Consider the following 26,954-nt stretch of genomic DNA (forward strand, 5'->3'; position numbering starts at 1 on the left):
TTTAACAAATTATTCTATATTCATGACTTTAATTGAATATATGAAAGGATATTATCATTGTCTTGTTTGTAAAAGAAACATGAAATATAACTCTTTAATCAGATTGGGATTGGCAAGATCTTTTTTCTTCTTTGGAAGCGTTAAGAAGGTCGGATTAAATCTTATTAAAGTGTATAAAACTTGGATAAAACAGTTGCTTTCTTGAAAAGATCAGAGGTAAACAAATATGCGTGAGATTTTGGATCATTTTGATATGCCATTGAATAAGAATAAAACAAGTTCTGTTCAAAAGATTCAAAATCTTTCATGCCAATCACACCCAAAACGGTTTTATAAGCAAGTGAAGATTGCTTGTGGGGAGGTCGGCTTTACGATTTTGTTGGACGAACGTCCCGTTAAAACGCCCGCAAGGCGTCATTTTCATGTGCCAACAGAAGTGTTTGCTGAATACGTTGCTCAGGAATTTGAGAACCAAAAGCACGTTGTTGATCCTGCAAAAATGCCGATGACGCGTTTGGTTAATACTGTTATTGATGGTATCGCTGATGATATGCAGGTTGTTTTTGAAGATTTATTGCGTTTCGTTGCGTGTGATATGATCTTTTATCGTGCACAGACACCTAAAGAGTTGGTGCAAAAACAATCTGAACAATGGGATCCTTTATTAGATTGGGCAGAAAAAAAACTGGGTGCAAGGTTTTATTTGACAGAAGGGCTGATGCATGTGGAACAATCACCAGAAGCAGTTCAAGCTGTGAGTCATTATTTACGTAGCGTTGAGTCTCCTTATATGCTTGCAGCACTTCATATGATGACAACCTTAACGGGATCTGCTCTCATTGCTCTTGCTGTTGCTGCGGGAAATATTGATGCTGATCATGCTTGGTCTATTGCCCATATAGATGAAGATTGGATGATGGAACAATGGGGAATAGATAAAGAAACAATGGTACGTCGTGCTCATAAAAAAGCTGAATTTAAGGCTGCGGCTACAATTGTTACAACTTGCTTATAGGGGTAAATCTTTTATTTACGTGCATTCTTTTCGCTTAGAGTATTTTTGTGATTTTTTGGGGATTAATTTTTACTTTTTCAAGTCCAGGAAATAGTTCATTGGTTATGTTTAAGAGCGTTTCGTCATTACCACGGATAAAATACCATTGGTTATCGTGAAGTAGGGCAATAATTTCAGTTTGAATAGAGCATTTTTTTCCAGCATTTGTTGTGGTTACAAGCTCCACGGGTATAACAAAATAAGGGGTGCCATTATCAAGTGTACCTTCACGTTTTTGTTTTTGGTTAATGTTGATCGTTTCAATCTTGTAACTTTCTGCCAACCGTTCTATTTGGCTTTTCATGATTTGTCGAAATTGTGATTGACTAAGATTTTTTTTAGCGGTTAAGCGGTTGATGATTTGGGGAGGAATAGCATTTAAGATGACATTTGCATCGGCATTTTTAAGAGCTTTACTATAAGCAGATGTCGCTTTTTCAAGGGCTGTGAGTTTTTGGTTGGTTATTGTATGTGCTTGAGTTGTTGATGTGATAAAGACAATGCATAAAAGAATGGGAACGAGAAAACAAATTCGCGGCATTAGAAACCTTGTTAGTTCATTTGAAGAGATTCAACACATTATAAAGGAAAAGCGGATGAGCAAAAAGCCTCTTGCGCTTTTGCATGAGAAGAATATCCACAAAAATGGAGGCTTTTGCCTCCATTTTTAAAAGCAAAAGAACGCGTATTGATTGTTTAAACAGAATAGTACATATCAAATTCAACAGGATGGGGTGTTGTTTCGTAGCGCAAGACTTCTTGCATCTTTACTTGAATGAAGGAATTAATCTGATCATCATCAAAAACGTCGCCAGCTTTAAGAAAGCTACGATCTTTGTCAAGTGCTTCAAGTGCTTCACGCAGACTTCCTGAAACAGTAGGGATTTCTTTGAGTTCTTTTAAGGGAAGATCATAAAGATCTTTATCCATAGCATGTCCGGGATGAATTTTGTTTTTGATGCCATCAAGACCAGCCATTAAAAGGGCGGCAAATGCCAAATAGGGATTTGCTGTTGGGTCTGGAAAACGAACTTCTACGCGTTTTGAAGTTGGTGAGGAGCTCATTGGAATGCGGCAAGATGCAGAACGATTACGTGCTGAATAGGCAAGAAGAACAGGAGCTTCATAACCAGGAACCAAACGTTTATAGGAGTTTGTGGATGGGTTGGTAAAAGCATTGACTGCTTTTGCGTGCTTAATAACACCACCGATAAAAAATAAACAGGTTTCTGATAATCCGGCATATTCATTTCCTGCAAAAATGGGTTTGCCATCTTTCCAAATGGAGATGTGGACATGCATTCCGGAGCCGTTATCACCAAAAACTGGTTTTGGCATGAAGGTTGCTGTTTTCCCATAACTGTTTGCTATTTGGTGTACAACATATTTAAAAATTTGCATCTTGTCAGCCTCGCGAACGAGTGTATCAAAACGAATACCCAATTCATGTTGGCCTGCTGCTACTTCGTGATGGTGTTTTTCGACCTGTACGCCCATATCCTTGAGTGCTGTGAGCATTTCAGAACGCATATCTTGGCAGGAATCAATCGGCGGAACAGGAAGGTAGCCTCCTTTTATTCGTGGGCGATGCCCTAGATTGCCTGTTTCATATTCCGTATCATCATTGGAGGGAAGTTCACTTGAATCGAGTTTAAACCCTGTGTTGTAAGGGTCCGTTTTATAGCGCACATCATCAAAGATAAAAAACTCTGCTTCTGGACCTACATTGATTGTATCTCCAATGCCTAAAGATTTCATATAAACCTCAGCCCTTTTGGCGATAGAACGAGGATCTCTACGATAAAACTCACCAGAGACAGGATCAAGTACATTACAAAATATGACCAAAGTAGATTGAGCAAAAAAAGGATCAATGTGTGCTGTTTCTGGATCTGGCATTAAAACCATGTCAGATTCATTAATTGTTTTCCAACCAGCAATTGAAGAACCATCAAACATGACACCATCACTAAAAGTATCCTCGCTGATCTCTGCGATATCCATTGTAATGTGATGCAATTTTCCTCGTGGATCAGTAAAACGTAAATCAACAAAACGGATTTCATTGTCTGTAATCTGTTTGATAATATCTGATGCGGTTGTCATATTCAATTTCCTTAATATGGCGTTGAGGTGGATAAAAAAGTGAATTTTCTCATTATTTATTAAAGGGCATCGATACCAGTTTCGTCGGTGCCTATACGAATGGCATCATCAATGGAAAAGACAAATATCTTTCCATCTCCTATATGTTTGGTTTGAGCTGCTTTACGTATTGCATCAACAGTTTGTTCCAGTTTTTCATCGGACACAACAATTTCAATCTTTACTTTAGGTAGAAAGTCAACAACATATTTCGTGCCACGATAAAGTTCTGTATGTTCCCTTTGACGACCAAAACCTTTTGCTTCTGTTACTGTAATACCATGTACCCCAATTTTTTGAAGCGCTTCTTTCACTTCATCAAGTTTGAAAGGTTTTATAATGGCTTCAATTTTTTTCATGCTGAAATTATCTCCAACGTTATTTTGTCTTTTTAGACTGCATCACATTATATTGACAACTGTAAGATGTCCAACAGATACTTTGTGCACAAAAAGTCGAAAATAATAACACTCTATGCTCATTTAGGAGAGTTTCTTTTGTAGAATAAATTCAAATACTGTTTTTTGGAAAACATCTTACAATTCTTTTTCAAGAATTAAAATAATATAATAAAAGAGTTTTGTTTCTTTTTTGTTAGGTAATACGTTGATTTGTAAGGATAATTAGACTTTTTCTATATGGAATGAGAAATTCTAATAGCGTAAGATTTTCTCATTCTAGGTCTTTTTACCGTCAATCAATCAAACCGATACCTTTATATATTATAAATAGTACGAGTGTGTGGATAAAAACATTAAAAAAAAAGAAATAAAATGCTTTTTATGAAAGCTTTCGATAACTAAAGGTTTTACAATATTAGGGGTAGGGCAGATAAATATTGGAAAAGAGTGTGATGATGCCGATTATGCTCTTTCATAAACGTAAAAATGGTGGTGTACAACAATGGATTTATCATTATAGCATTCATAGGTGCCGTCGGGAAATGGGCTTGAGAGCGTTGAGAAATATTTCTTTAAAACAGGTGTGTGAATTGGCGATGCAAATATATTTTGTTTGAGGCGTTTTGTCTCTTCGTGAGGAATGTGATTCCATTAAGGAACGCGATAAACAAAAGCGTGAAGCAATGGGCAATCTTCATTATAAGATATTGCTACGGCTTTCTTTGAAATCATAAAGATAAATTAAAATAAGGTGTAAAGATAGGAGCTTATTTATACCCTTAAAACTTCGTATTCTTCCCAAATTAGGTTGTCTGGTCGTTTCAGATAAGACAAAACAGAGAATAAATACACAATTATGCGCGCATTCCTATTTGGCAATACAAAATACTGAAACAGCTTATAAAGCGCTAAATGATTTTTAGTCTTTGCTTCAAACATGTTGCACCACTGGAATTAGGTGTTGGTTTACAGGTAACAATAAAAGTACAGGCTTTGTTAGTATGCTGTATTTTACAATGGAAAGCGTTTTTAAGAATTGGCATTATAGAGAGATTGGCGCAGTAAAACATCTTTTAGAAATTTTCCCGTATAGGAAGCGGGAACCTTAATGATGTCCTCAGGGCGTCCAATTGCAACAATTTCGCCACCGCGATCTCCACCTTCTGGTCCTAAATCAATAATCCAGTCGGCTGTCTTTATAACATCAAGGTTATGTTCAATGACTATAACTGTGTTGCCTTGTTCGACTAGTTCATGCAACACTTCAAGAAGTTTGGAAATATCGTGAAAATGTAAACCTGTTGTCGGTTCATCCAAAATATAGAGTGTACGTCCCGTTGTTTTACGTGAAAGTTCTTTCGCAAGTTTTACACGTTGTGCTTCCCCACCAGAAAGTGTGGTTGCTTGCTGTCCTACTTTTATGTAACCCAATCCTACTTTAATGAGAGTTTCCATTTTATTATGAATAGCAGGAATAGCTTGGAAAAATTCCTCTGCCTTTTCAATTGTCATATCCAAAATATCGGCTATAGACTGTCCTTTGAATTTTATTTCTAGTGTTTCTCGATTATAGCGTTGTCCTTTACAGACATCACAAGTAACATAGACATCAGGTAAAAAGTGCATTTCAATTTTGATGACTCCATCACCTTGACATGCTTCGCAACGTCCTCCTTTAACATTAAATGAAAAACGCCCAGCTTTGTAACCACGGGCTTTTGATTCTGGAAGATCGGCAAACCACTCACGAATCGGTGTAAAAGCACCTGTATAGGTTGCGGGATTAGAGCGTGGGGTGCGCCCAATAGGGGACTGGTTGATATCGATGACTTTATCAAGAAATTCTAATCCTTCAATTTTGTCATAGCTGGCAGGGCTATGATGAGAGCCCATGATATGATGTGATGCTGCTTTGAAAAGCGTTTCAATAAGAAATGTTGATTTTCCTCCTCCAGAAACACCGGTTACGCATGTGAAGGTTCCAAGAGGGATGTTCGCATTGATATTTTTGAGGTTATTGCCTTTGGCGCCGATGACTTTAAGTGTTTTCGTTTTTGATATTTTGCGTCGCTCTGTCGGCATTTTAACAGCCATTTTTCCTGAAAGGTATTGGCCTGTGAGAGAGGCTGAATTTTCTATAATTTCCTGTGGTGTCCCTTGCGCTATGATTTCTCCACCATGAACGCCCGCGGCAGGGCCCATATCGACAACATAATCTGCTGTGAGAATAGCATCTTCATCATGCTCAACGACAATAACTGTATTGCCAAGATTGCGTAAATGGCGCAGCATTTCCAAAAGACGTTCGTTATCGCGTTGGTGTAAACCGATAGATGGTTCATCTAAAATATAAAGAACACCTGTAAGACCAGAACCAATTTGGGAAGCTAACCGAATGCGTTGACTTTCTCCACCTGAAAGCGTTCCTGAATTTCGAGACAAGGTAAGATATTCCAATCCTACATGATTTAAAAAAGCTAAGCGTTCACGAATTTCTTTTAAAATACGTACGGCGATATTACGTTGTTTTTCTGTGAGATATTGATGAATATTGGCAAACCAATCATCTGCCTTTAGAATAGAAAGATCTGATATTTGCCCAATATGCATTCCGTTGATTTTTACAGCAAGTGCCTCTGGTTTTAAACGATAACCGTGACAAGCTGGGCAGGGCGAAGAAGACATATAACGTTCGATTTCTTCTCGAGACCAAGCAGAATCGGTTTCTTTCCAGCGTCTCTCCATATTAGGGATGATTCCTTCAAAAGGTTGGGTTGTCTTATGCGAACCAGAATTATTTTTATAGATAAAAGAAATTTCATCTTTTTTTGTACCGTAGAGGATAGCCTGTTGTGCTTCATTAGAGAGTTCACACCATTGATCTGTGAGTTTGAAACCGTAAGCTTTTCCTAATGCTTCTAAGGTTTGGCTATAATAAAGTGAATCCGATTTAGCCCAAGGAGCAATGGCTCCATTCTTTAGGGTAAGATTTTTATTTGGCACAATTTTTAGTGGATCCATTGCCTTTTTGATCCCCAATCCATCGCAGAGAGGACAAGCCCCAAAAGGATTATTGAACGAAAAAAGGCGTGGTTCAATTTCAGGAATAGAAAAACCAGATATAGGGCAGGAAAACTTTTCTGAAAAAATGAGCCGTTTGTGTGTATCATTTTTTGATTTATGAGCAGATTCCTTTGTCGTTTTTTTTTGTGCCAAGGGCTGGTCTGCCATTTCAGCTATGGCAAGTCCATTTGCTAATTGTAAACAGGTTTCTATACTATCAGCCAAGCGAGAGGTGATATCCTTTTGTACAACAATGCGGTCTACCACGACATCGATGTCGTGTTTATATTTTTTATCAAGAGGTGGAATATCGGCGATTTCATAGAATTTTCCATCAACTTTAGCGCGTTGAAATCCTCTTTTTAAAAGTTCTGTTAGCTCTTTTTTATATTCTCCCTTTCGTCCTCGCACCAAGGGTGCCATAATAAAAATCCGTGTTCCTTCTGGTAAGGACATAATTTGATCCACCATTTGGCTTACTGTCTGGCTTTCAATAGGAAGTCCTGTCGCAGGAGAGTGAGGAGTACCAATACGAGCAAAGAGAAGACGCATGTAATCGTGGATTTCAGTAACGGTACCTACCGTTGAACGAGGATTGCGACTGGTTGTTTTTTGTTCAATGGAGATAGCTGGAGAGAGACCGTCTATGCGGTCGACATCGGGTTTTTGCATGACTTCCAAAAATTGGCGTGCATAGGCTGAAAGGCTTTCGACATAGCGGCGTTGTCCTTCAGCGTAAATTGTATCAAAAGCTAAGGATGATTTCCCTGATCCAGAAAGTCCTGTTATAACAATGAGTTTGTCACGAGGCAGATCGAGATCAATATTTTTAAGGTTATGCTCACGTGCACCGCGAATGGAGATATATTTTTGATGAGTCATACTTTATCCTTGGCATATGTGGCAAAAATTGAGCACCTAAAATGGAATAAAACTGTTTTTTTAGAATTACAATGTGTTTAACTGCTTTAATGCAAAAGGAAGGTATAAGTTTTGTGAAAAAAATACAAATGAGCAGCTTTTTATTCTCTCGTGGTGGAATAAACTATGCGTTTTTATCATCTTTTGTTATAGTTACACGGATACAATATTGGGAAAGGATAGCAATACCCATATTGATGGTCAATTGCAGACATGTAAATTGAAGGTCAAGATGGTTATAACTGTTATAGAATAGAGTATTTTACGAATTAAAATTTTGGAGTTTATGCGATGGCTGGTAGCCTTAATAAAGTTATTTTGATTGGTAATCTTGGTGCGGATCCTGAAATCCGCCGTTTGAATTCTGGTGATCAAGTGGCAAATCTGCGTATTGCTACTTCAGAGAGTTGGCGTGATCGGAATACAAATGAGCGAAAAGAACGCACTGAGTGGCATAGTATTGTTATTTTTAATGAAAACCTTGTCAAAGTTGCAGAGCAATATTTAAAAAAAGGCAGCAAAATTTATATTGAGGGGCAGCTACAGACACGAAAATGGCAAGACCAAAATGGAAATGACCGTTATACAACAGAGATTGTTTTGCAAAAGTACCGTGGCGAATTACAAATGCTTGATGGGCGGGGAGCAGCAGGCGGGGAGCAAGGAGCAAGTCAAGGGGGAAATTATAGTGGTGGCTTTGCCGATAGTCACTCAAATCAGAGAAATACTTTTGGTCAAAATAATAATCAATTGGAAGAAAGTTTTTCACACAAATTAGATGATGACGTCCCTTTTTAAGATTCTTTAATTGCAGTATTATAATCACTTTATGATTTGTTTGTTTCAGATTTTTGAATTTTAGCGAAGTGGAAATTGTTAATTATTATTGGTAATTTAAAATATAAATTAATAACATCTTGAAAAATATTGTTAAATTTCTTTTTTGTCATGGAAGAGAAATTAGCATTTTGGTGTATTTTTCGCTATAAATAAAGTGAAATGATTCTTTTTTGAAAGTTTTGAAATTGTGACCGATCTTACTCCACACCCAGAACGTGATGTGCTAACCGGTATTGAACCAATCAGTATTATTGATGAAATGCAACGCTCCTATCTCGATTACGCGATGAGCGTGATTGTTTCACGTGCACTCCCTGATGTCCGTGATGGTCTTAAACCTGTTCATCGGCGTATCCTTCATGCTATGAATGAGATGGGGCTTTCTTTCAATAAGTCGTATCGTAAATCTGCTGGTGTGGTTGGTGAGGTTATGGGGAAATTCCATCCCCATGGTGATGCTTCAATTTACGATGCATTAGTGCGTATGGCGCAGGACTTTTCTTTAAGAAATCCATTAATTGATGGTCAGGGAAATTTCGGTTCCGTTGATGGTGATCCACCCGCGGCCATGCGCTATACAGAGTGTCGTTTAGAAAAAGTTTCAGAAGAACTTTTAGCTGATATTGATAAAGATACTGTTGATTTTCAGGATAATTACGATGGACGTGAGCGTGAGCCGGTTGTCTTGCCAGCGCGTTTTCCCAATCTTTTGGTTAATGGGTCAGGGGGGATTGCTGTGGGAATGGCAACCAATATTCCTCCCCATAATCTTGGTGAAGTCGTTGATGGTTGTATCGCTTTGATTGATAATCCTGATATCACACTCGATAAAATAATTGAAATTATTCCTGGTCCGGATTTTCCTACTGGGGGCATTATCCTTGGCCATTCTGGTGTCCGTGCAGCTTATGAAACAGGGCGTGGCTCAATCATTATGCGTGCTAAAGTTGAGATCGAAGAAATTCGTAGTGGTCGACAAGCAATTATTGTGAGTGAGATCCCTTATCAAGTTAATAAGGCAACGATGATTGAGAAAATGGCCGAATTGGTGCGTGATAAACGCATTGAGGGAATCTCTGATTTGCGTGACGAATCCGATCGTGATGGATATCGGGTTGTTATTGAGCTGAAGAAAGATGTTGTTGCGGAAGTTGTTTTAAACCAATTATATCGGTATACGCCTCTACAAACTTCCTTTGGTTGTAATATGGTTGCTTTGAATGGGGGAAAACCCGAACAGATGACGTTGCTTGATATGCTTCGTGCATTTGTTTCTTTTCGGGAAGAAGTTGTCAGTCGGCGAACAAAATATCTTTTGCGTAAAGCGCGTGAGCGAGCACATGTTTTGGTTGGTCTTGCCCTTGCTGTTGCCAATATTGATGAAATTATAGCGCTTATTCGCAAAGCTCCTGATCCGCAGACAGCACGTGCACAGTTAATGGAGCGGCGCTGGCCAGCGATGGATGTCGCGCCTTTGATTAAACTTATTGATGATCCTCGTCATATTATTCATGAGGATGGTACTTATAATCTTTCTGAAGAACAGGCGCGTGCTATTTTAGAATTGCGGTTGCAACGATTGACAGCCCTTGGGCGTGATGAAATCGCTGATGAATTGAATAAAATTGGCGTGGATATCGCTGACTATCTTGAGATCTTGGCATCACGCGTACGCATTATGTGTATTGTTAAGGATGAGTTGAGTGCTCTTCGTGAGGAGTTTGCAACGCCGCGACGTACCGTTTTTGGTTTTGGTAGCGCTGAGATGGAGAGTGAAGATCTGATCGCACCAGAGGATATGGTGGTAACGGTGAGCCATAGTGGCTATATTAAACGTGTGCCTCTTAATACCTATCGTGCACAGCGACGTGGTGGTAAGGGGCGTTCTGGTATGTCCACGAAGGATGAGGATTTTGTAACGCGATTGTTTGTTGCCAATACGCATACTCCGGTTCTTTTCTTTTCATCACGTGGGATTGTTTATAAGGAAAAAGTTTGGCGACTGCCGCTGGGAACACCCCAATCGCGTGGGCGGGCTTTGATCAATATGCTTCCCTTACAACAAGGTGAGCGTATTACAACGATTATGCCTTTGCCTGAAGATGAAGCGAGCTGGAGTGCATTGGATGTTATGTTTGCGACAACGCGTGGAACTGTGCGTCGTAATAAATTATCAGATTTCGTTCAGGTTAATCGTAATGGTAAAATTGCAATGAAACTTGATGAAGAAGATGAAATTCTTTCTGTTGAAACCTGTACGGAACATGATGATGTTGTTCTAACAACAGCCAATGGACAATGTATCCGTTTCCCAGTTGTTGATGTTCGTGTTTTTGCTGGGCGTAATTCTGTGGGAGTTCGTGGTATCAATTTAGCTAAAGGCGATAAAGTCATTTCGATGACAATTTTAGAGCATGTCGAGGCGACGTCCATTGAGCGTTTTGCTTATATTAAACGTGTAATGAATGAACGGCGTGCTTTTGGTGCAGATGCCGATGTTGAAGATATTGTAACTCTTGATGAAGAAGATGGGGGGGCTGAAACAGAGTTAACAGATGAACGTTATGCAGAACTTCATGCACGTGAACAAATGCTTTTGACGGTGAGTGAGTTTGGTTATGGTAAACGCTCTTCATCCTATGAGTTCCGGATTTCGGGACGTGGCGGAAAAGGGATTCGTGCAACAGATCCATCTAAAACAGCTGAAATTGGTAAATTAGTAGCGGCTTTTCCGGTGAAGGCGCAAGATCAAATTATGTTGGTATCAGATGGGGGGCAGCTTATTCGTGTCCCTGTTGAGGGAATTCGTACTGCTGGGCGCTCAACTAAGGGAGTTACAATTTTTAATACAGCCAAAGGTGAAAGAGTCGTATCGGTTGAACGTATTTCTGAACCTGAAGATGATACGAGTTCATTAGATGATGAAGGTGAGAAGCATTCTGATACAGTTGATATGAGCGAAGAAAAATAATTTTTAAGAGGAAGGAGTAAAATCATGAAAATTGCTCTTTACGCGGGTTCTTTTGATCCTCTTACAAATGGTCATCTTGATGTTTTGAAAGGGTGTTTTGTGTTAGCTGATAAGGTGGTCGTCGCCATAGGGATACAGGCTGACAAAAAAACACTCTTTAGCTTTGAAGAGCGTGTTGATTTCATTACGCAGGTAGGGAAAGACTTGTTTGGTGCAGATTCTAATCGATTGCAGGTTCTTTCATTCAACAACCTTCTCATTGAGAAGGCGCGTGAAGTTGGTGCTTCATTTCTCATTCGTGGATTGCGTGATGGTACTGATCTTGATTATGAAATGCAAATGGCAGGGATGAATGGCGTTATGGCTCCTGAATTGCAAACTGTTTTTTTGCCGGCAAGCGTTTCTGGACGTGCGATAACATCTACATTGGTGCGCCAAATTGCTTCTATGGGAGGTGATGTGACACCATTTGTACCGCCCAATATTGCACAAGCTTTGAGCTCGAAATTCCAATCTTTTAGGGGAGAATAATTGTGTCTCGTAGAATTTTTGCTGTTTTGATATGTGTGTTTTGTTTTTTTTCATTGTCCGCTGTCGCTGGTAATTCTAGCCAAGCAAGTGATGCAAGCCTTCTTATTTTATCTCTCAAAGATGGTGATGTCATTATTCGTCTGCGTCCTGATTTGGCGCCAAAACATGTTGCGCAAATCAAAAGATTAACAGAGGAGGGGGCCTATAATAATGTTGTGTTTCATCGCGTTATTCCTAATTTCATGGCACAAACTGGTGATGTAAAGTTTGGAAAAAAGGGCAGTAGAGATTTTGATCTGAAACGCGTTGGTATGGGTGGCTCAAATTATCCCAATATACCGGCAGAATTTTCAAAGCAACCGTTTAAGCGTGGTACTGTTGGGATGGCACGGTCACAAGATCCGGATTCCGCGAATTCTCAATTCTTTATTTGTTTTGACGATGCTGCTTTTTTAAATGGTCAGTATACGGTTGTTGGAGAGGTTATAAAGGGGATGGATGTTGTTGATAAAATAAAAAAAGGTACGACAAGTAATAATGGATCTGTAAAAGATCCTGATGTTATTAATGCTGCTACTTTACAAGTTCAGAAATAAATCAAAGGAGCTTTTCATATGGCTGAGAATAAAAATCCAGAGAATACTTTAATTCTTGAAACTACAAAGGGCAGAGTTGTTATTGAGCTTTTGGCTGATTTAGCGCCAAAACATGTTGCACGTATTAAAGAACTGGTACGTGAAGGTGCTTATGATAATGTTATTTTCCATCGCGTTATTGATGGTTTTATGGCGCAAACTGGGGATGTGCAATTTGGAAAGAAGGATAGTGAAAAATTCAATTTATCCCGTGCGGGTATGGGAGGGGCAGAAAAACCAAATTTAACAGCAGAGTTTTCAAATCTTTCTCATAAGCGTGGTACAGTTTCTATGGCACGTAGTCAGAATCCAAATTCTGCTAATTCTCAGTTTTTTATTTGTTTTGCAGATGCTCCGTGGCTTGATCGTCAATATTCCATATGGGGGCAGGTTGTTGAAGGTATGGAAAATGTTGATAAAATTAAACGTGGTGAACCTGTTGCAGATCCAGATTCAATTATCAAAGCCGTTATTGCTGCGGATGCAAAATAGTATAAATTATACTGATTTCAATTGTAAGTTTCTAAGAAAAAATACTCTTTTCTGATCAATAAAGGCACACGGAACTCTTTGGTAGCATCAAGCTTATCTTTTATAACTTCGAGCTAAAAATTGTCCATGTATTTCCTTCAATCGGATTTTCCTGAAGAATATAACGCAAAGGATTTGTATAAACACCTATCAGAATAAGAAAACGCAAAGTCTGTTGTGTTATGATTGTTGCTTGGCAAAGTCTTTTATAAAAAATTCGGCATTTTTCTTCAATCCATTGCCGGTCTATTAATGGTTTTAAGATGTTACTTTTCTGAGAGAGCGTGTGCTTTTGTTGCTGCTTGTAAATCAATATCCAATCCTAATGCAGCGGCACACATATTAATACGGATAAGAGCCTTACGAGTTTTTCCAGTTTTCCTAGTAAGGTGGAAAACCAGTATATATATCATTGGTGTAATCTTTAAAACAAGAAGACAGTTTAATCTTAGAGGAATATAACGGCGCAGAGGTGAAATAAATGGCTCGTCTTGCCATTTCCTTTTTAATTCAGCTTTACTTTTTTTTAAATATCTAAAGCAATATCGTTTAAATAATGAAGTTTGTGCATAGCCTTACGCTTTTATTTTTTTCGTTTTTTAATAGAGTAACGCTCCAAACGGAATATGCTTATGTTGCACATTTATGTGTTTTTTTAAGAAGAATTTCTCAGTATATATCAACATTTACTTCCACGATGATATTCATGGCGTGTGTAGTTTTTTAAGCTATAAATAGTATTATTATGCTCCACCATCTTTAAAGCTTGAGAAGAAGGAAAGAGGGTAGCATCATACGCTTTTTCAGCCTCTAATGTTACGATAGAGCTTTTGGTATTTGAGAATCTTTACAAAAAGCATTTTTAGTTTTTAAAAGTGTTCTTATTTACACGTTAATTTCTTTTGTGAATTATCTCAAGTGCCAAGAGCTATCTCAATATTGTGAGTGGATAAATGATTACGCTCATTTGCGCTTTTATTAAGCGTAAGGATCGCCGTGTCCAATAGATGAAAATTAAAAGTAAAGAATATTGTAAGCTGTGCAATGCGTTCAGAATTTTCTTCTATGCGTACAAAGTTACTGCAAGTATGTGAAGATGAGATTATTGTGATAATAATTTTGCAATTCTATTAAGGCTTTAGTGCGTTAAGCGTAGGTATTTTGAGGTATAACATTATAAGGATTTTACTATTTTTTCGGAGCTAGATTATCACTTTTATTATGGTGATTTCTTAACAAAAAATGTTCTTTTATCTCGTTTAATTTTTTATGCTGGTTACAATATTGAGCGAATCAAAAATTAATTCATAAAGCTTATGACAATGCTCGTAAGGGGATATCTTTTTTCTTTCTATAGAGATATGCATTGATGGAATCAAAAAGACGAGAGTTATGATAAAGACATTTCATTATAGAAAAATTGCTCAAGATGGGTATGCACGTCGAGGCGAAATTATAACGGGGCGAGGATGTGTTCGTACACCCGCATTTATGCCTGTTGGGACGGCAGGAACCGTTAAGGCTATGTATATGGATCAGATACGTGATCTTGGTGCAGATATCATTTTGGGGAATACTTATCATTTAATGTTACGTCCAGGAGCTGAACGTGTTGCGCGTTTGGGAGGATTACATGAATTTTCACGCTGGAGCGGGCCTATTTTAACCGATTCTGGTGGCTTTCAGGTTATGTCATTGGCGGGAATCCGTAAAATTACTGAACAAGGTGTGATTTTTCGCTCTTACATTAATGGAGCTTACTATGAAATGAGTCCAGAGCGTTCTATCGAAATTCAAGGACTTCTTGATGCGGATATCCAGATGCAGTTGGATCAATGTATTGCATTACCTGCAACTGAAAAAGAAATGGAAGAAGCTATGGAACTTTCATTGCGGTGGGCGCAGCGTTGTAAAACAGCTTTTGGAGATCAGCCCGATAAAGCATTGTTTGGGATTGTTCAAGGCGGTGATAATATGAAACTGCGTGAACGTTCTGCTCAAGCATTAAAAGAAATGGATTTAAAAGGTTACGCTATTGGAGGGCTTGCTGTTGGTGAGCCGCAGAGTGTTATGACAGCAGTATTAGATACGACTTGTCCGATTTTACCAGAGGATAAACCACGCTATCTTATGGGAGTAGGGACACCTGATGATATTTTACAAAGTGTTGCTCGTGGTGTTGATATGTTTGATTGTGTTATGCCGACACGTGCAGGACGCCATGGTTTAGCTTTTACCCGCTTTGGTAGAATTAATTTGCGTAATGCGCGTTATGCAGAAGATCCACATCCTCTTGATTCACAGTCACTTTGTCCAGCAGCACATGATTATAGTTGTGCTTATTTGCATCATTTGATCAAATCTGGAGAATCTCTTGGGGGCATGTTGTTGACTTGGAATAATCTTTTTTATTACCAACAACTGATGCAGGGAATTCGTGATGCCATTGAAGAAGGCTGTTATGCTGATTTTTGCGCTGAAACGCGTGCTTTATGGGCACAAGGACGCTAAAATATTAATCGTAATATAGCGCTTCATTTTTTATTGAATTTATTCTTGCACTTACAAATTTAGCTAAAAATATAAAATTAGAAACACCTTCCAAAATTATAAAATTCCACTATCCTAAGATATAATAGTGCGGTTTTATAGGGCACATATTCTTTTTCTAATTACTATATAAAACAGAAACTGTTACTCCGGTACGCGCTACCTGATCCGGAGAAAAACAGTTTATTTCTGTTTCTGATAACTGTTTAAAGCAACAATGTTAATGAGGTGTTAGCGAACTCTTAAAGAAGTATGAAAATTGTATTTTTATGAGCTACTTTGTGTTTTTTATTACTAAAGGTAAAGAATGTATTATATACAGCTGCACAGATAAATTTTTAGAAAATTAAAATAAAATAATATTACAACATTTAAAATATTATAATTTTATATTTTAGGTTTTTATTATTTTCATATCTTAATATAATTATTATTTACAATAGATTTATGTATTATTATTAATCCATAAAATAAAAAACTATAGATATTATGTCATAAAAAATTTAAATATTAATCATGATAATTAGCATATTTATAAAATATCGATGAATCTATTGAAACAAAACTTATAAATATTTATTTTATGCTCTGTTTATAGAATTTATCTGAAAATAATCATAATATATTTACGTGAATATTTTAATTTACAGATAGTGAGTTAGATATCTGATGCAATTCTTCTGTTAGATGAGAAGGGGTAAAGATGCCCCAAAAAGGATATTTAATAAATCTAGAAACCAAGCGCTATTATTATGAGAATTTTCAAAGGATTCTATAATAATTTATAAGAATGGCGTAAAGTTGAAATTATAGCTTATCGATTTGGAGGATCTGCATTCAGGTAAGAAAAATAAAGCAACAATAATTTGGGGAGAAGTTTTATCTTTGTATCAAGACAATGATGAGATGTTGTTCACTTATTTGAAATGCATTATTCGACAAAGTTTAGAATTATTTATAAGGTATAGTATATCATTGTAAAATAAAGGTTTCACTGTAAAATTGGAACTGCTGAAAAGAGGAGACAAAGTTTATTATTTGGCAGCTCTGATAAAAATAGGTGAATACGTCTATAGCTTTTAGGATTTCAAAGATTTTCTGTTAAAGAATCTACCTTAAAATTCCATAAAATGCTTTTATATATCAAAATATTTCTGAAACTTTATTGGGGACTATTGGGCATGTGTATAACAATGTTTTGAATTTTTGTTTGTGTGTATTACAGATATCTACAGTTAAAACTCCTATCCAGAAGTGATGATATGAGAGATTCTTATAAACAAAAGGTTCTTGTATTGGGTATTGATTCGAGAGTACGGCGTTTAATAATTTTAGCTCTTGCAGTGGGGAGTTTTGCTATTGGTACTGCAGAGTTTGTTGCAATGGGGCTACTGCCAGAGATGGCGCGAAGTTCATATGTTGATATTCCTACCGCTGGTCAATATATTTCTGCTTATGCATTAGGAGTTGTGATTGGAGCACCTCTTTTAGCTGTGGCAACAGCTCAGGTATCACGCAAAACTGTGTTGATAGGATTGATGCTTTTTTATGCCTTAGCAAATATTGCTAGTGCCTTTGTTTCTGATTTTAGCATATTAGTAGTATTACGCTTTCTCAGTGGACTTCCCCATGGAATCTATTTTGGACTTGCGGCTATGGTTGCCTCTTCAATGGTAGAAATGAATGAGCGTTCTAAAGCTGTTGGATATGTTATGCTTGGCTTAACAATTGCAACCGTTTTGGGAGCACCCAGTGCTACTTGGATTGGGCAACTTATTGGTTGGCAGAGTGCTTTTGTTCTTGTGGGTATGATTGCTTTATTATGTTGTTTGCTTATTTGGAATTTTTTGCCTTGTGATTTAAGTTTTCTAAAAACAAATCCTTTGCAAGAAATGGGTGCATTAAAACAAAAGCAGGTGTGGCTTCTTTTGTTGATGGTTTCGGTGGGGGCGTCAGGATTATTTTCTGTTTTTACTTATATCAAGTCAACATTAATGCATATTTCTGGTGTTTCACTTGAGTGGGTACCATTTATTATGCCGTTAGTTGGATTGGGAATGGTGGTAGGAAATCTCTTGGGGCCTAAGTTAGCTGTTAAAATTGGTATTTCGCCGATGATATTTTTTTCTATGCTTTGGAGCGTATTTGTTTTTTTTCTTTTTTTCTTTTTATCCTATGCTCCGTTAACAGCAGCAATAGGATGCTTTTTTGTTGGGACTTCTTTTGCTGCTATGCCTTCTATACAAACAAAAATTATGGATGTTGCACTACAGGGACAGATTTTGGCAGGAGCATTAATGCAGTCTGCTTTTAATATTGCCAACGCTCTTGGTGCAGAATCTGGAGCATTGGTTTTAAAATTTGGCTATAGCTATGAATATACAGCTGTTTTAGGAAGTATTCTAACTTTGTGTGGATTAATGATTTTTTGCGTCTCATGGTATATGGAGAAGCATGCTTAATACTTTTCATTTTTTAATGAAGAAGGTATTTTATATTTATTTAATTATTGGAATGTCCTGTTGGATTTTTTAATATGCAGTAAGAAATGCGCAGCGCTAATGGAATAGCAAAACAAAATAAAAAACCAATGAGCACTATAAGAAGAGCTTTTGCTGCTAAGATCATTCCTATTGTTCCTCCAGGATTAAAGAGTCCGGCAAGATTGGTGATAACTCCGGCTAGAGTTGCACTCAATGCAGCTGAAAATAGTTGTACGGAGGTAAGGGATTCACTGGCACGTAGAGCATCTTCATCATTTGTACATTGTAAGATCCGTGTGAGCAAATGTGGCCATGCTATGCCCGCACTGGTTCCAATAGAAAATAGTGCTAAGCAAATAATAAAAATATATTCAAGTGTGGAAACTTCTGTTGGGATGAGCCATAAAAGAATCGCTATGCCTAACAGTTTAAATAGGGGCGAGTATATAATGATGTTGCGAATTTTTTTTGTGGAGACAGCAGCACTTGAGAGAGCTCCACACGTCCACCCTAGGCTCATAAGTGCTGCTATATAACCGGCTATAAGTGGAGCTTGTCCATGAAGTTCTTGAAGAAAAAGTGGTAAATAAAGTTCCATACTGTACACGACTGTTGTCATAACGAGTATTAATGCGTAAACGGGAAAAATTTCAGAAGAGAAAGAAAAGGATTTGCGCGGCAACATAGGATGAAAGCTATATGATTCGATTTTTGCTAGAACAAAGAGAAGACTAAGTCCGATAACTAATCCGCAAATTTTTGCCATTATTGTGTCCATAGCTCCTCCGACAGAAATGATAAAAATTAATAAGGTGAGTATGAAAAGCTGAAGAAGAGGGAGGGGGGATGTTGGAACATAGTTTTCATTCTTTTTAGGTAAAATTTTAAAGGCTATGAGTAAGAAGAATATAGCTAATGCGCCAATGATCCAAAAGGATGCTCTCCATAGGCCAAAATATACAGAAATTCCTCCTATTGCTGGACCTAATAAGGTTGATATTCCCCACATTCCAGAGATAACACTTAATGCGTGTGACCATAAAGATGGGCTGAAAACAATACGTACCATGGAATAGGATAGAGATAACAAAGAACCACTTCCCAATCCTTGAATAAAGCGTCCTATTAAAAATAATGACATCGATGAAGAAATACTGCACAGTAAAGTGCCTAGGGTAAAAATAAGTCCAGAGATAACATAAGCGTTGCGAGGACCTAATTTTCCTAATATTTTTGTTGCAAGTGAAGTACCAAGGAGTGAAGCTGTAATAAAGACAGTCGCTACCCAAGAATAATATATCTCACTGCCAATATGATTCATAAGGGAGGGTAAAATAGTAATAACAATATAGACGTTGGTGGCGTGTAATACAACACCACCTGTAAACGTTAAAAAGCAAAGACCATTTTTACCTAATAAAAGCGCAGACCAGCTTTGTTTTTTCACTGTTTTTTTGCTATTTAATAAAAATTTATCCTCTTCTTACTTATAAGGCACTTCTTTTAATTTGCCAAGAGAAATTCAAAGCTCTAAACAGAGCTTTGAATTTTAATTTAAGTAATAACTTAATTGCTCATTGCTTTTTTGAGATTCTCATCAATTTTTTCGAGGAAACCTGTTGTAGAAAGCCATTTTTGTTTAGGCCCAATCAAAAGTGCGAGATCTTTGGTCATAAAACCTTCTTCGACGGTTTTGATACAAACTTCTTCCAATGTCGTGGAAAAGTTTTTTAATTTCTCATTGTTATCTAGTTTAGCACGGTGCGCCAGTCCACGTGTCCATGCGAAAATAGATGCAATAGAATTTGTTGATGTTTCTTCGCCTCTTTGATGCTGACGGTAATGGCGCGTTACTGTGCCGTGTGCTGCTTCTGCTTCCACAATTTTACCATCAGGTGTCATGAGAACAGAAGTCATGAGACCAAGAGAACCAAAGCCTTGGGCAACAATATCAGATTGAACATCACCATCATAGTTTTTACATGCCCATACGTATCCACCTGACCACTTTAATGCAGAAGCAACCATATCATCAATAAGACGGTGTTCGTAATATAATTTACGGTTTTCAAATTCAGTTTTAAATTCCGTATCAAATATTTCTTGAAAGATATCTTTAAAACGACCATCGTACGTTTTTAGAATGGTATTTTTTGTTGAAAGATAAACTGGAATATTCCGTTGTAGTCCATAATTAAAGGATGCGCGGGCAAAATCACGAATTGACTCATCAAGGTTATACATAGCCATAGCAACTCCTGCACTTGGGGCATCAAAAACCTCATGTTCAATAACTTGATTATCGTCACCTACAAATTTAATACTTAATTTCCCTTTCCCTGGAAATTTAAAATCTGTTGCCTTGTACTGATCACCAAAAGCGTGACGTCCGATAATAATTGGCTTTGTCCAGTTAGGAACAAGGCGAGGGACGTTTTTACAGATAATGGGTTCGCGAAAAATGACTCCTCCTAAAATATTGCGGATTGTGCCATTAGGTGATTTCCACATTTTTTTTAGGTTAAATTCTTTAACGCGGGCCTCATCAGGTGTGATGGTTGCACATTTTATACCTACCCCATATTTTTTGATAGCATTGGCAGAATCGATTGTTACCTGATCATTGGTTGCATCACGATTTTCGACGGAAAGATCATAATATTTGAGATCAATGTCGAGATAGGGATGGATTAATTTATCCTTGATATATTTCCAGATGATGCGGGTCATCTCATCCCCATCAAGTTCAACAACGGGGTTTTCTACTTTGATCTTTACCATTAGAAATCCTTTTTCTTTTAAGCGATACTACTTTATAGCACTTTCAAGTTTATAATGAAAAGTAAAAACAAGGGAAAAAAGCATTCAAATATGAGCTTTTATAATATATTATCAATAGAGTGTAAAATTTTGTTGGAGAGTTTAATTTTTGAAAAGAGGTGATGTGTTTGCAAAATTATAATTATTCTATGATTGATGAAGAATTTGTTTAATAAATAAGGTAGTTAGATCACTGAGGAAGAGGGATTATGCACGTTTATTATCCGAGATTCCATTTAATAAGTTGATCGTATTCTAAATTATAGTTTCTTGATTTGTTGTGTTAGGTGAATAAGCATCTTTTTTTTATACCGCTATTTTAATTCTAAGATTACAGTTTGTTTATAAAAAAGTTTAATGTGATAAGAAAGGCACTGTAATTAGAAATGCTTCATATAAAATGCGTTTTGGGATAAATTTCAGTTTTGAAGGTTGGAAAAAAACGTATAAATGATGCGGCTGGTTTTAATTTAAAAATTAACAGCATACGCAAAATATGACTTATAAAATTACCGTATCGCGAGCTAGAATACTCTAATTCTTATATTTTATCGATTCTTACTGTTTTTAACTGTGCGCAGCAAAACACTACCCTCGAAATGCAACAAAGAAATTAATCTGCTAATGATTCTTGTATCCTTTTTACGAAAAGATTCCTTTTAAGATCTTATTCCCCCGTTTTTATTTATGCATCCCTTTTTTAAAAACACGAATAAAATGAATATATTACACATAGAAAGAAGGATGATGGTACGCCCAAGGGGAATCGAACCCCTGTTTCCGCCGTGAAAGGGCGATGTCCTAACCGCTAGACGATGGGCGCAAACCAATGATGAGGCTTATAGAGAGGATCTTGTTATTTCGCAAGCCCTCTGTGTCATTTTTTTTGAAAAAAGTGTGTTTTATTGAATAATTTTTGGACGATTCCTATTTGGATTGTTTCTTTTCAGTTTGAGTAGTAGGCAAAAATGATCAAAACGGCTTTTAAATGTATTTATTTTTTGCATATTTTATTGTTTGTTATCTCTGCTTACCACATAAGAATATTATTTAACTTGTTTGAAAGAAATTTTATACAGAATATTCCTTATTTGATCTTATTATAAAGCAAAAACTGTATAATTTGTGAAGTATGAAGCAAATATTTATTACAAAATTAATAAATAATACCAATCATACAATTTTTTTCTAGGCATAATCCATAGATTTCTTTCAGTTTAACAAAATATAAAAATATTATTTATGATAAAAATAAAAATATTAAAGCAATTTTACAGAATATATTAAAAAGTATTTTTCTTATCTTTACTTTTACATATCTGTAAGAAATTTAAAATTAAAAGCGCGTCATTTGTTCTTTCACATATTGAGAAGGTTCTTGATTTGAAAGTGAATTAGCGTGGATAAAGGGCTGCTTTAGATTCTTGACATTTCAATTCGTTAGTTTTTCAAAGGGATGGCAATAAGTTGAGGTAAAATATTCGAATTTTGCAAATTTATTCTCCATATTTATAATATTTCAGAATTATGGTGTGCATATATTAAGTCTTGTTTTTTACTTTAATGTAAGGTTCTATTTTGATATATGAGTGCATTGAGATTTTTGCATTAAATATTTATAGTTCAAACTATGGAATGGTAGGAAGGAATGTGTTATTATCTACTGCTCTACTTTGTTTTATCCATTCTCTTAATTTATCATATGAAAGAATGTTTTTTGTCCAATATTTGTTGATTTAGAAGAGATGTTTTTATTCTTTCTTACCAAGTTTTAAATATTCTTTAATTTGTTATTGATTATTGTTTAGAACTTTTCTTTATGGCAACCTGCATTTATCAGTTTTACAGATTTTCATTCTGAATTAGATCTTTTATAAAGATTCTGAAATCTTTGAAGACAATAAATATTATATTTTAGGAATGTTGATTGAACAAGCGGGGATAATTCTATTGGAGAAAATGAACTGAATGGAGCGGGATGTTTCTTTTGTTTTTATGGATGTAAGTATTCTTTGTGTTGATTGGCACATCATTTAAACGATTTTTCAATGAAGATAGGGATCAGTGGTTAATAATGGCAGAAGCTTTAAAAGTTGGTGTTGCGGGACTTGGTGCGGTTGGTACTTCAGTTGTTCGAACTCTATGTGAAAAAGCAAATAGTTTAGCTTGTCAATGTGGGCGATTCATCAAAGTCGTTGCTGTTAGTGCGCGGGATAAAAGCCGTAATCGTGGAATTGATCTCAGTGATATAAAATGGTTTGATTCACCTGTGGAGTTAGCTGCTTCTGATGAGATTGATGTTTTTGTAGAGTTAATTGGTGGTGAATTGGATGTGGTGTATACCGCTGTTAAGAGAGCGCTTGAGACGGGACATCATGTTGTAACAGCCAACAAAGCTCTTCTTGCTCGACATGGAGTAGAGCTGGCTATAATTGCAGAAAAAAAAGGTGTTTTTCTTCATTTTGAAGCAGCTGTTGCAGGAGGAATTCCTGTCATCAAAGCGATGAGAGAATCACTTGTTAGTAATCGCATATCGCGAATTTATGGTATTCTCAATGGAACCTGTAATTATATATTAACACGCATGTTTACGGAAGGTCTTTCATTTAAAGATTGTTTAGCAGATGCACAGAGACTTGGGTATGCTGAAGCAGATCCAAGTTTTGATATTGAGGGAAATGATACTGCTCATAAATTAGCGTTGTTGACAAGCTTGGCATTTGGAACAGCTGTTTCGTTAGATGATGTTTATGTTGAAGGAATTCATAATATTTCGCAAATTGATATTCGAGCAGCTGATGAATTGGGGTATCGGATTAAGCTTTTAGGGGTTGCATTAAAAACGGATTCTGGAATAGAGCAACGCGTTCATCCAACAATGGTACCAACATCCTCAATGATTGCACAGATAAATGGCGTAACCAATGCTCTTTCTATTCAAAGTGATTTATTAGGTGAATTACTGTTTTCTGGTCCTGGCGCCGGAGGAATGGCAACAGCATCAGCCGTTATTGGTGATTTGGCTGATATAGCAAAAGCGCGTTCTGGTTTTCAGTATGCACCTGTTTTAAGACGTCCAGCATTAGAACTTGCTCCTCATAAAAAAGCACGTATTTCGCATCATGCAGGGGGGTATTTTATTCGTTTAAATGTTCATGATCGTACTGGTGTTTTTGCTGCGGTCGCAAGGCATATGGCTGATAATCACATCTCATTGGAGTCGATTGTTCAAAGATCTTTTGTAGAAGATCAAATTGAAAAAACAATTATTTTAATTACGCATGAAACAACAGAGGTGAATGTACGACAGGCACTTGCAGAAATTGAAAAAGATGGACATCTTGTTGCAAAATCTCAATTTATTCGTATTGAGCCTATGGCAGAGAATTGATAACTTTCTTAATAATGACAAAAAGGCAAGCTTGAGTTCTTTTGTCTCTTGTGGAAAATTTTCATCTTTGCCAAAAACTTTATTCTTAGTATTTAATAAGGACTCATATTTTTTCTGGTATTCATTCGGTAGGATTTTTTCATATGCCCACAACTCAGAAGATTTTAAATGGACTTGATCGTATTTTGACGCTTGAATTGGTACGTGTTACTGAACGTGCTGCTGTTGCTGCTGCACGCTGGCGCGGACGTGGCGATGAAAAGGCAGCGGATCAGGCTGCTGTAGATGCAATGCGGCAGGAACTTAATCAATTGCCTATTGATGGTACAGTGGTGATTGGTGAAGGTGAGCGGGATGAAGCGCCTATGCTTTATATTGGGGAAAAAGTAGGTCTTCAAAGTGGATTGGCGATTGATATTGCACTTGATCCACTAGAGGGAACAACACTTTGTGCTAAAAATATTGCCAATTCTTTGGCAGTAGTTGCAATTGCTGGAAAGGGTAATCTCCTTTATGCCCCTGATGTTTATATGGAAAAAATTGCTATTGGTCCTGGTTATCCAAAGGGAGTAGTAGATATAGATGCTTGTCCTACCGATAATATCCATGCTCTTGCAAAGGCTAAAGGAGTGGCTGTTAATCAGATTGTTGTTTGTATTATGGATAGACCTCGTCATGAAAAATTGGTTAATGAAGTACGAGCGACAGGGGCATCGATTCGCTTGATTGGGGATGGAGATGTTGCTGCTGTTATTGATACAACTGATCCAGAAGAAACAGGTATTGATATCTATATGGGAATTGGTGGAGCACCTGAAGGTGTTTTAGCTTCTGCTGCTTTGCGCTGCATTGGAGGACAGATGCAAGGTCGTTTGCTGCTTGATACAGAAGAGAAAATTGCTCGTGCAGCTAAAATGGGGATTAGTGATCCCAATAAGGCTTATACAATGGAAGAAATGGCAAAGGGTGATGTTTTGTTTGCAGCAACAGGGGTGACAGATGGTAATATGCTTTCTGGTGTTAAATTTACATCTCGTTACATTCAAACGGAAACTCTCGTAATGCGCTCCCATACGGGTACAGTCCGTAATATTAAAGCACAGCATCGAGATCATTCAAAATTTGATTAATGTTTTCTTTTTTTGTCACTAAAAATAAAGGGAGTTTTCAGGAAATACGCTTCCATAAATTTACTTTCATGGAAGCGTTTATAGATATGAAAATACCTTATAATTATGAAAGCTGGACAGAATGCACCCAGCCATTTTTATCTTCTATGTTCCCTTTTTGAAGGCCAACCAATTGTGTACGAAGCTGCTTTGTAACTTCTCCAACTGTTTCATTTCCAATAATAAATTCTCCCTCTTTATATCTAAAACGACCAATTGATGTGACAACGGCAGCTGTACCACAAGCAAAAACTTCTTTAAGGTGTCCACTCTTTGCATCTTCTTGAAGCGCTGCAAAAGAATAAGGACGCTCTTCTATTTTTAATCCCATTTGTTGAGCTAACCTTAAGATTGAATCACGGGTTATCCCTGGAAGGATAGTTCCATTAAGTGGGGGAGTTACAAGTGTATTATTGTCCATAATAAAGCAGACATTCATACCACCAAGTTCTTCAATCCATTTATGTTCAATCATATCAAGGAAGAGTACTTGGCTACAATTGTTTTCAGTTGCCGTTTTTTGTGCCAGTAAGCTTGCTGCATAGTTTCCACCACATTTGGCAGCGCCTGTGCCTCCTGGACCAGCACGGCTATAATCTGTTTCAATCCAGACGCTGACAGATTTTTCTTCTCCTTTGAAATAGGATTCAACTGGAGAGGCTATGATACAAAAAAGATATTCTTGAGAAGGGCGGACTCCCAAAAAGCTTTCATTGCCAAACATAAATGGACGGATATAGAGGCTAGCGTTCGGATGATCAGAAACCCATTTTTGATCAATTTTTACTAATTGATGAACGGCATCAAGAAAAATATCTTGTGGTAATTCTGGCATAGCTAAACGTTTAGCTGATTCTATAAAGCGTTGTGCATTGGCATCAGGCCGGAAGAGCAAGATGCGCCCATCTTTTGAACGATATGCTTTTAAACCCTCAAAAATTTCCTGTCCGTAATGTAAAACGGTACTTGCAGGGTTAATTTCTAAAGCTTTGTATTGAGAAATGATGGCATTGTGCCAGCCTTTGTCTTCAGTCCATTGAATAGTACACATGTGGTCTGTAAAAAATTGACCAAAACCGGGACTTTTCAAAATTTCTTCACATTTTCCTTCTGATAGAGGAGATGGGTGTTTTTCTATTTTAAAGGGAAGCGATGATATGGGAGATTTCATAAAAAAACCTTTTGAGTATGTTTTATTTTTATTAATAAAAATAATGAGATATTTTAATCACAACTCTATTATTAACAAAACCGTTGTGTCAATGTTTTCTTATAGCACACAAAGTTTTATTATAGAACACAAAGGGGCTTATTATAGAATTCAAAGGCTCTATGGTAAGGTAGATATTTTAATTCTATTCTCGCCTCTTTTTCTCAACTTTATGAAGTAAGCTGGAACTTTTGTCTATAATTATCGTTTTCTCAAAATAAGTATCTGAATAATTTCAT

At 36.9% G+C, this 26,954-nt stretch carries 18 protein-coding genes, 1 tRNA gene and 1 pseudogene; 11 read left to right on the forward strand and 9 right to left on the reverse strand.

Annotated elements, in window-relative coordinates:
- Nucleotides 1–226: 226 nt before the first annotated feature.
- Nucleotides 227–1,015 (forward strand): ATP12 family chaperone protein, encoded by a 789-nt coding sequence (locus ACFIKU_RS04830; protein WP_375656847.1) that lies wholly within the window; start codon nucleotides 227–229, stop codon nucleotides 1,013–1,015.
- A 34-nt stretch (nucleotides 1,016–1,049) separates the two neighbouring features.
- On the opposite strand, the gene ACFIKU_RS04835 is transcribed toward ACFIKU_RS04830, so the two are convergent.
- From ACFIKU_RS04835 to ACFIKU_RS04845, 3 genes are all read right to left on the reverse strand, one after another.
- A complete protein-coding gene (locus ACFIKU_RS04835; RefSeq protein ID WP_375656848.1) occupies nucleotides 1,050–1,595 on the reverse strand; it encodes a hypothetical protein in 546 nt (181 codons plus the stop codon).
- A gap of 155 nt (nucleotides 1,596–1,750) precedes the next feature.
- On the reverse strand, nucleotides 1,751–3,160 hold the full coding sequence (gene glnA / locus ACFIKU_RS04840; protein ID WP_375656849.1) for a type I glutamate--ammonia ligase: 1,410 nt from the start codon (nucleotides 3,158–3,160) through the stop codon (nucleotides 1,751–1,753).
- 59 nt (nucleotides 3,161–3,219) lie between these two features.
- The gene (locus tag ACFIKU_RS04845) at nucleotides 3,220–3,558 is read right to left on the reverse strand and encodes a P-II family nitrogen regulator (protein WP_273723943.1); all 339 of its coding nucleotides are present in this window, start codon (nucleotides 3,556–3,558) and stop codon (nucleotides 3,220–3,222) included.
- 479 nt (nucleotides 3,559–4,037) lie between these two features.
- Here ACFIKU_RS04845 and ACFIKU_RS04850 point away from each other — a divergent pair, with 479 nt between their 5' ends.
- On the forward strand, nucleotides 4,038–4,217 hold the full coding sequence (locus tag ACFIKU_RS04850) for a hypothetical protein (RefSeq protein ID WP_375656850.1): 180 nt from the start codon (nucleotides 4,038–4,040) through the stop codon (nucleotides 4,215–4,217).
- 412 nt (nucleotides 4,218–4,629) lie between these two features.
- On the opposite strand, the gene uvrA is transcribed toward ACFIKU_RS04850, so the two are convergent.
- Nucleotides 4,630–7,545, reverse strand: a complete 2,916-nt coding sequence (uvrA, locus tag ACFIKU_RS04855) for an excinuclease ABC subunit UvrA (protein ID WP_375656851.1) — start codon at nucleotides 7,543–7,545, stop codon at nucleotides 4,630–4,632.
- Between the two features lie 330 nt (nucleotides 7,546–7,875).
- On the opposite strand from uvrA, the gene ssb reads away from it, so the two are divergent.
- The 5 genes and pseudogenes from ssb to ACFIKU_RS04880 all read left to right on the forward strand — a co-directional run bounded on the left by ssb (nucleotide 7,876) and on the right by ACFIKU_RS04880 (nucleotide 13,053).
- Complete coding sequence (gene ssb / locus ACFIKU_RS04860; protein ID WP_273723946.1) at nucleotides 7,876–8,382, forward strand: single-stranded DNA-binding protein; 507 nt, start codon at nucleotides 7,876–7,878, stop codon at nucleotides 8,380–8,382.
- 229 nt (nucleotides 8,383–8,611) lie between these two features.
- Nucleotides 8,612–11,395: a DNA gyrase subunit A gene (gene gyrA / locus ACFIKU_RS04865; RefSeq protein WP_375656852.1), complete on the forward strand. Its 2,784-nt coding sequence runs from the start codon at nucleotides 8,612–8,614 to the stop codon at nucleotides 11,393–11,395.
- Between the two features lie 24 nt (nucleotides 11,396–11,419).
- Nucleotides 11,420–11,939: pseudogene (gene coaD / locus ACFIKU_RS04870) on the forward strand (pantetheine-phosphate adenylyltransferase).
- Nucleotides 11,929–12,522 (forward strand): peptidylprolyl isomerase, encoded by a 594-nt coding sequence (locus tag ACFIKU_RS04875; RefSeq protein ID WP_375656853.1) that lies wholly within the window; start codon nucleotides 11,929–11,931, stop codon nucleotides 12,520–12,522. Before coaD ends, ACFIKU_RS04875 begins: the two are co-directional and overlap by 11 nt.
- 18 nt (nucleotides 12,523–12,540) lie before the next feature.
- Entirely contained in the window at nucleotides 12,541–13,053 is a 513-nt protein-coding gene (locus ACFIKU_RS04880; protein ID WP_375642419.1) for a peptidylprolyl isomerase, read from the forward strand.
- Nucleotides 13,054–13,358: 305 nt separating this feature from the next.
- On the opposite strand, the gene ACFIKU_RS04885 is transcribed toward ACFIKU_RS04880, so the two are convergent.
- Entirely contained in the window at nucleotides 13,359–13,505 is a 147-nt protein-coding gene (locus ACFIKU_RS04885) for a hypothetical protein (protein WP_375656854.1), read from the reverse strand.
- Nucleotides 13,506–14,484: 979 nt separating this feature from the next.
- Between ACFIKU_RS04885 and tgt the strand changes: the two genes are divergently transcribed.
- The gene (tgt, locus tag ACFIKU_RS04890; RefSeq protein ID WP_375656855.1) at nucleotides 14,485–15,603 is read left to right on the forward strand and encodes a tRNA guanosine(34) transglycosylase Tgt; all 1,119 of its coding nucleotides are present in this window, start codon (nucleotides 14,485–14,487) and stop codon (nucleotides 15,601–15,603) included.
- Nucleotides 15,604–16,904: 1,301 nt separating this feature from the next.
- Nucleotides 16,905–18,104 carry an MFS transporter gene (locus ACFIKU_RS04895; RefSeq protein ID WP_375656856.1) on the forward strand — a complete coding sequence of 400 codons (1,200 nt, stop codon included), beginning with the start codon at nucleotides 16,905–16,907 and terminating at the stop codon, nucleotides 18,102–18,104.
- 40 nt (nucleotides 18,105–18,144) lie between these two features.
- Here ACFIKU_RS04895 and ACFIKU_RS04900 read toward each other — a convergent pair whose 3' ends face one another.
- The 3 genes from ACFIKU_RS04900 to ACFIKU_RS04910 form a co-directional block, all read right to left on the reverse strand.
- The gene (locus tag ACFIKU_RS04900; protein WP_375656857.1) at nucleotides 18,145–19,572 is read right to left on the reverse strand and encodes an MFS transporter; all 1,428 of its coding nucleotides are present in this window, start codon (nucleotides 19,570–19,572) and stop codon (nucleotides 18,145–18,147) included.
- 119 nt (nucleotides 19,573–19,691) lie between these two features.
- Entirely contained in the window at nucleotides 19,692–20,906 is a 1,215-nt protein-coding gene (locus ACFIKU_RS04905) for an NADP-dependent isocitrate dehydrogenase (protein ID WP_375656858.1), read from the reverse strand.
- 787 nt (nucleotides 20,907–21,693) lie between these two features.
- Nucleotides 21,694–21,768, reverse strand: a tRNA-Glu gene (locus ACFIKU_RS04910).
- A 1,251-nt stretch (nucleotides 21,769–23,019) separates the two neighbouring features.
- On the opposite strand from ACFIKU_RS04910, the gene ACFIKU_RS04915 reads away from it, so the two are divergent.
- The gene (locus ACFIKU_RS04915) at nucleotides 23,020–24,336 is read left to right on the forward strand and encodes a homoserine dehydrogenase (RefSeq protein ID WP_375656859.1); all 1,317 of its coding nucleotides are present in this window, start codon (nucleotides 23,020–23,022) and stop codon (nucleotides 24,334–24,336) included.
- Nucleotides 24,337–24,479: 143 nt separating this feature from the next.
- On the forward strand, nucleotides 24,480–25,466 hold the full coding sequence (glpX, locus tag ACFIKU_RS04920) for a class II fructose-bisphosphatase (protein ID WP_375642439.1): 987 nt from the start codon (nucleotides 24,480–24,482) through the stop codon (nucleotides 25,464–25,466).
- A 103-nt stretch (nucleotides 25,467–25,569) separates the two neighbouring features.
- Here the strand turns inward: glpX and ACFIKU_RS04925 are convergent, their stop codons facing one another.
- On the reverse strand, nucleotides 25,570–26,676 hold the full coding sequence (locus ACFIKU_RS04925) for a branched-chain amino acid aminotransferase (protein ID WP_375656860.1): 1,107 nt from the start codon (nucleotides 26,674–26,676) through the stop codon (nucleotides 25,570–25,572).
- Nucleotides 26,677–26,954: the final 278 nt, after the last annotated feature.

The sequence above is a fragment of the Bartonella sp. CM120XJJH genome (genome assembly GCF_042194715.1).
Lineage (GTDB): Bacteria > Pseudomonadota > Alphaproteobacteria > Rhizobiales > Rhizobiaceae > Bartonella.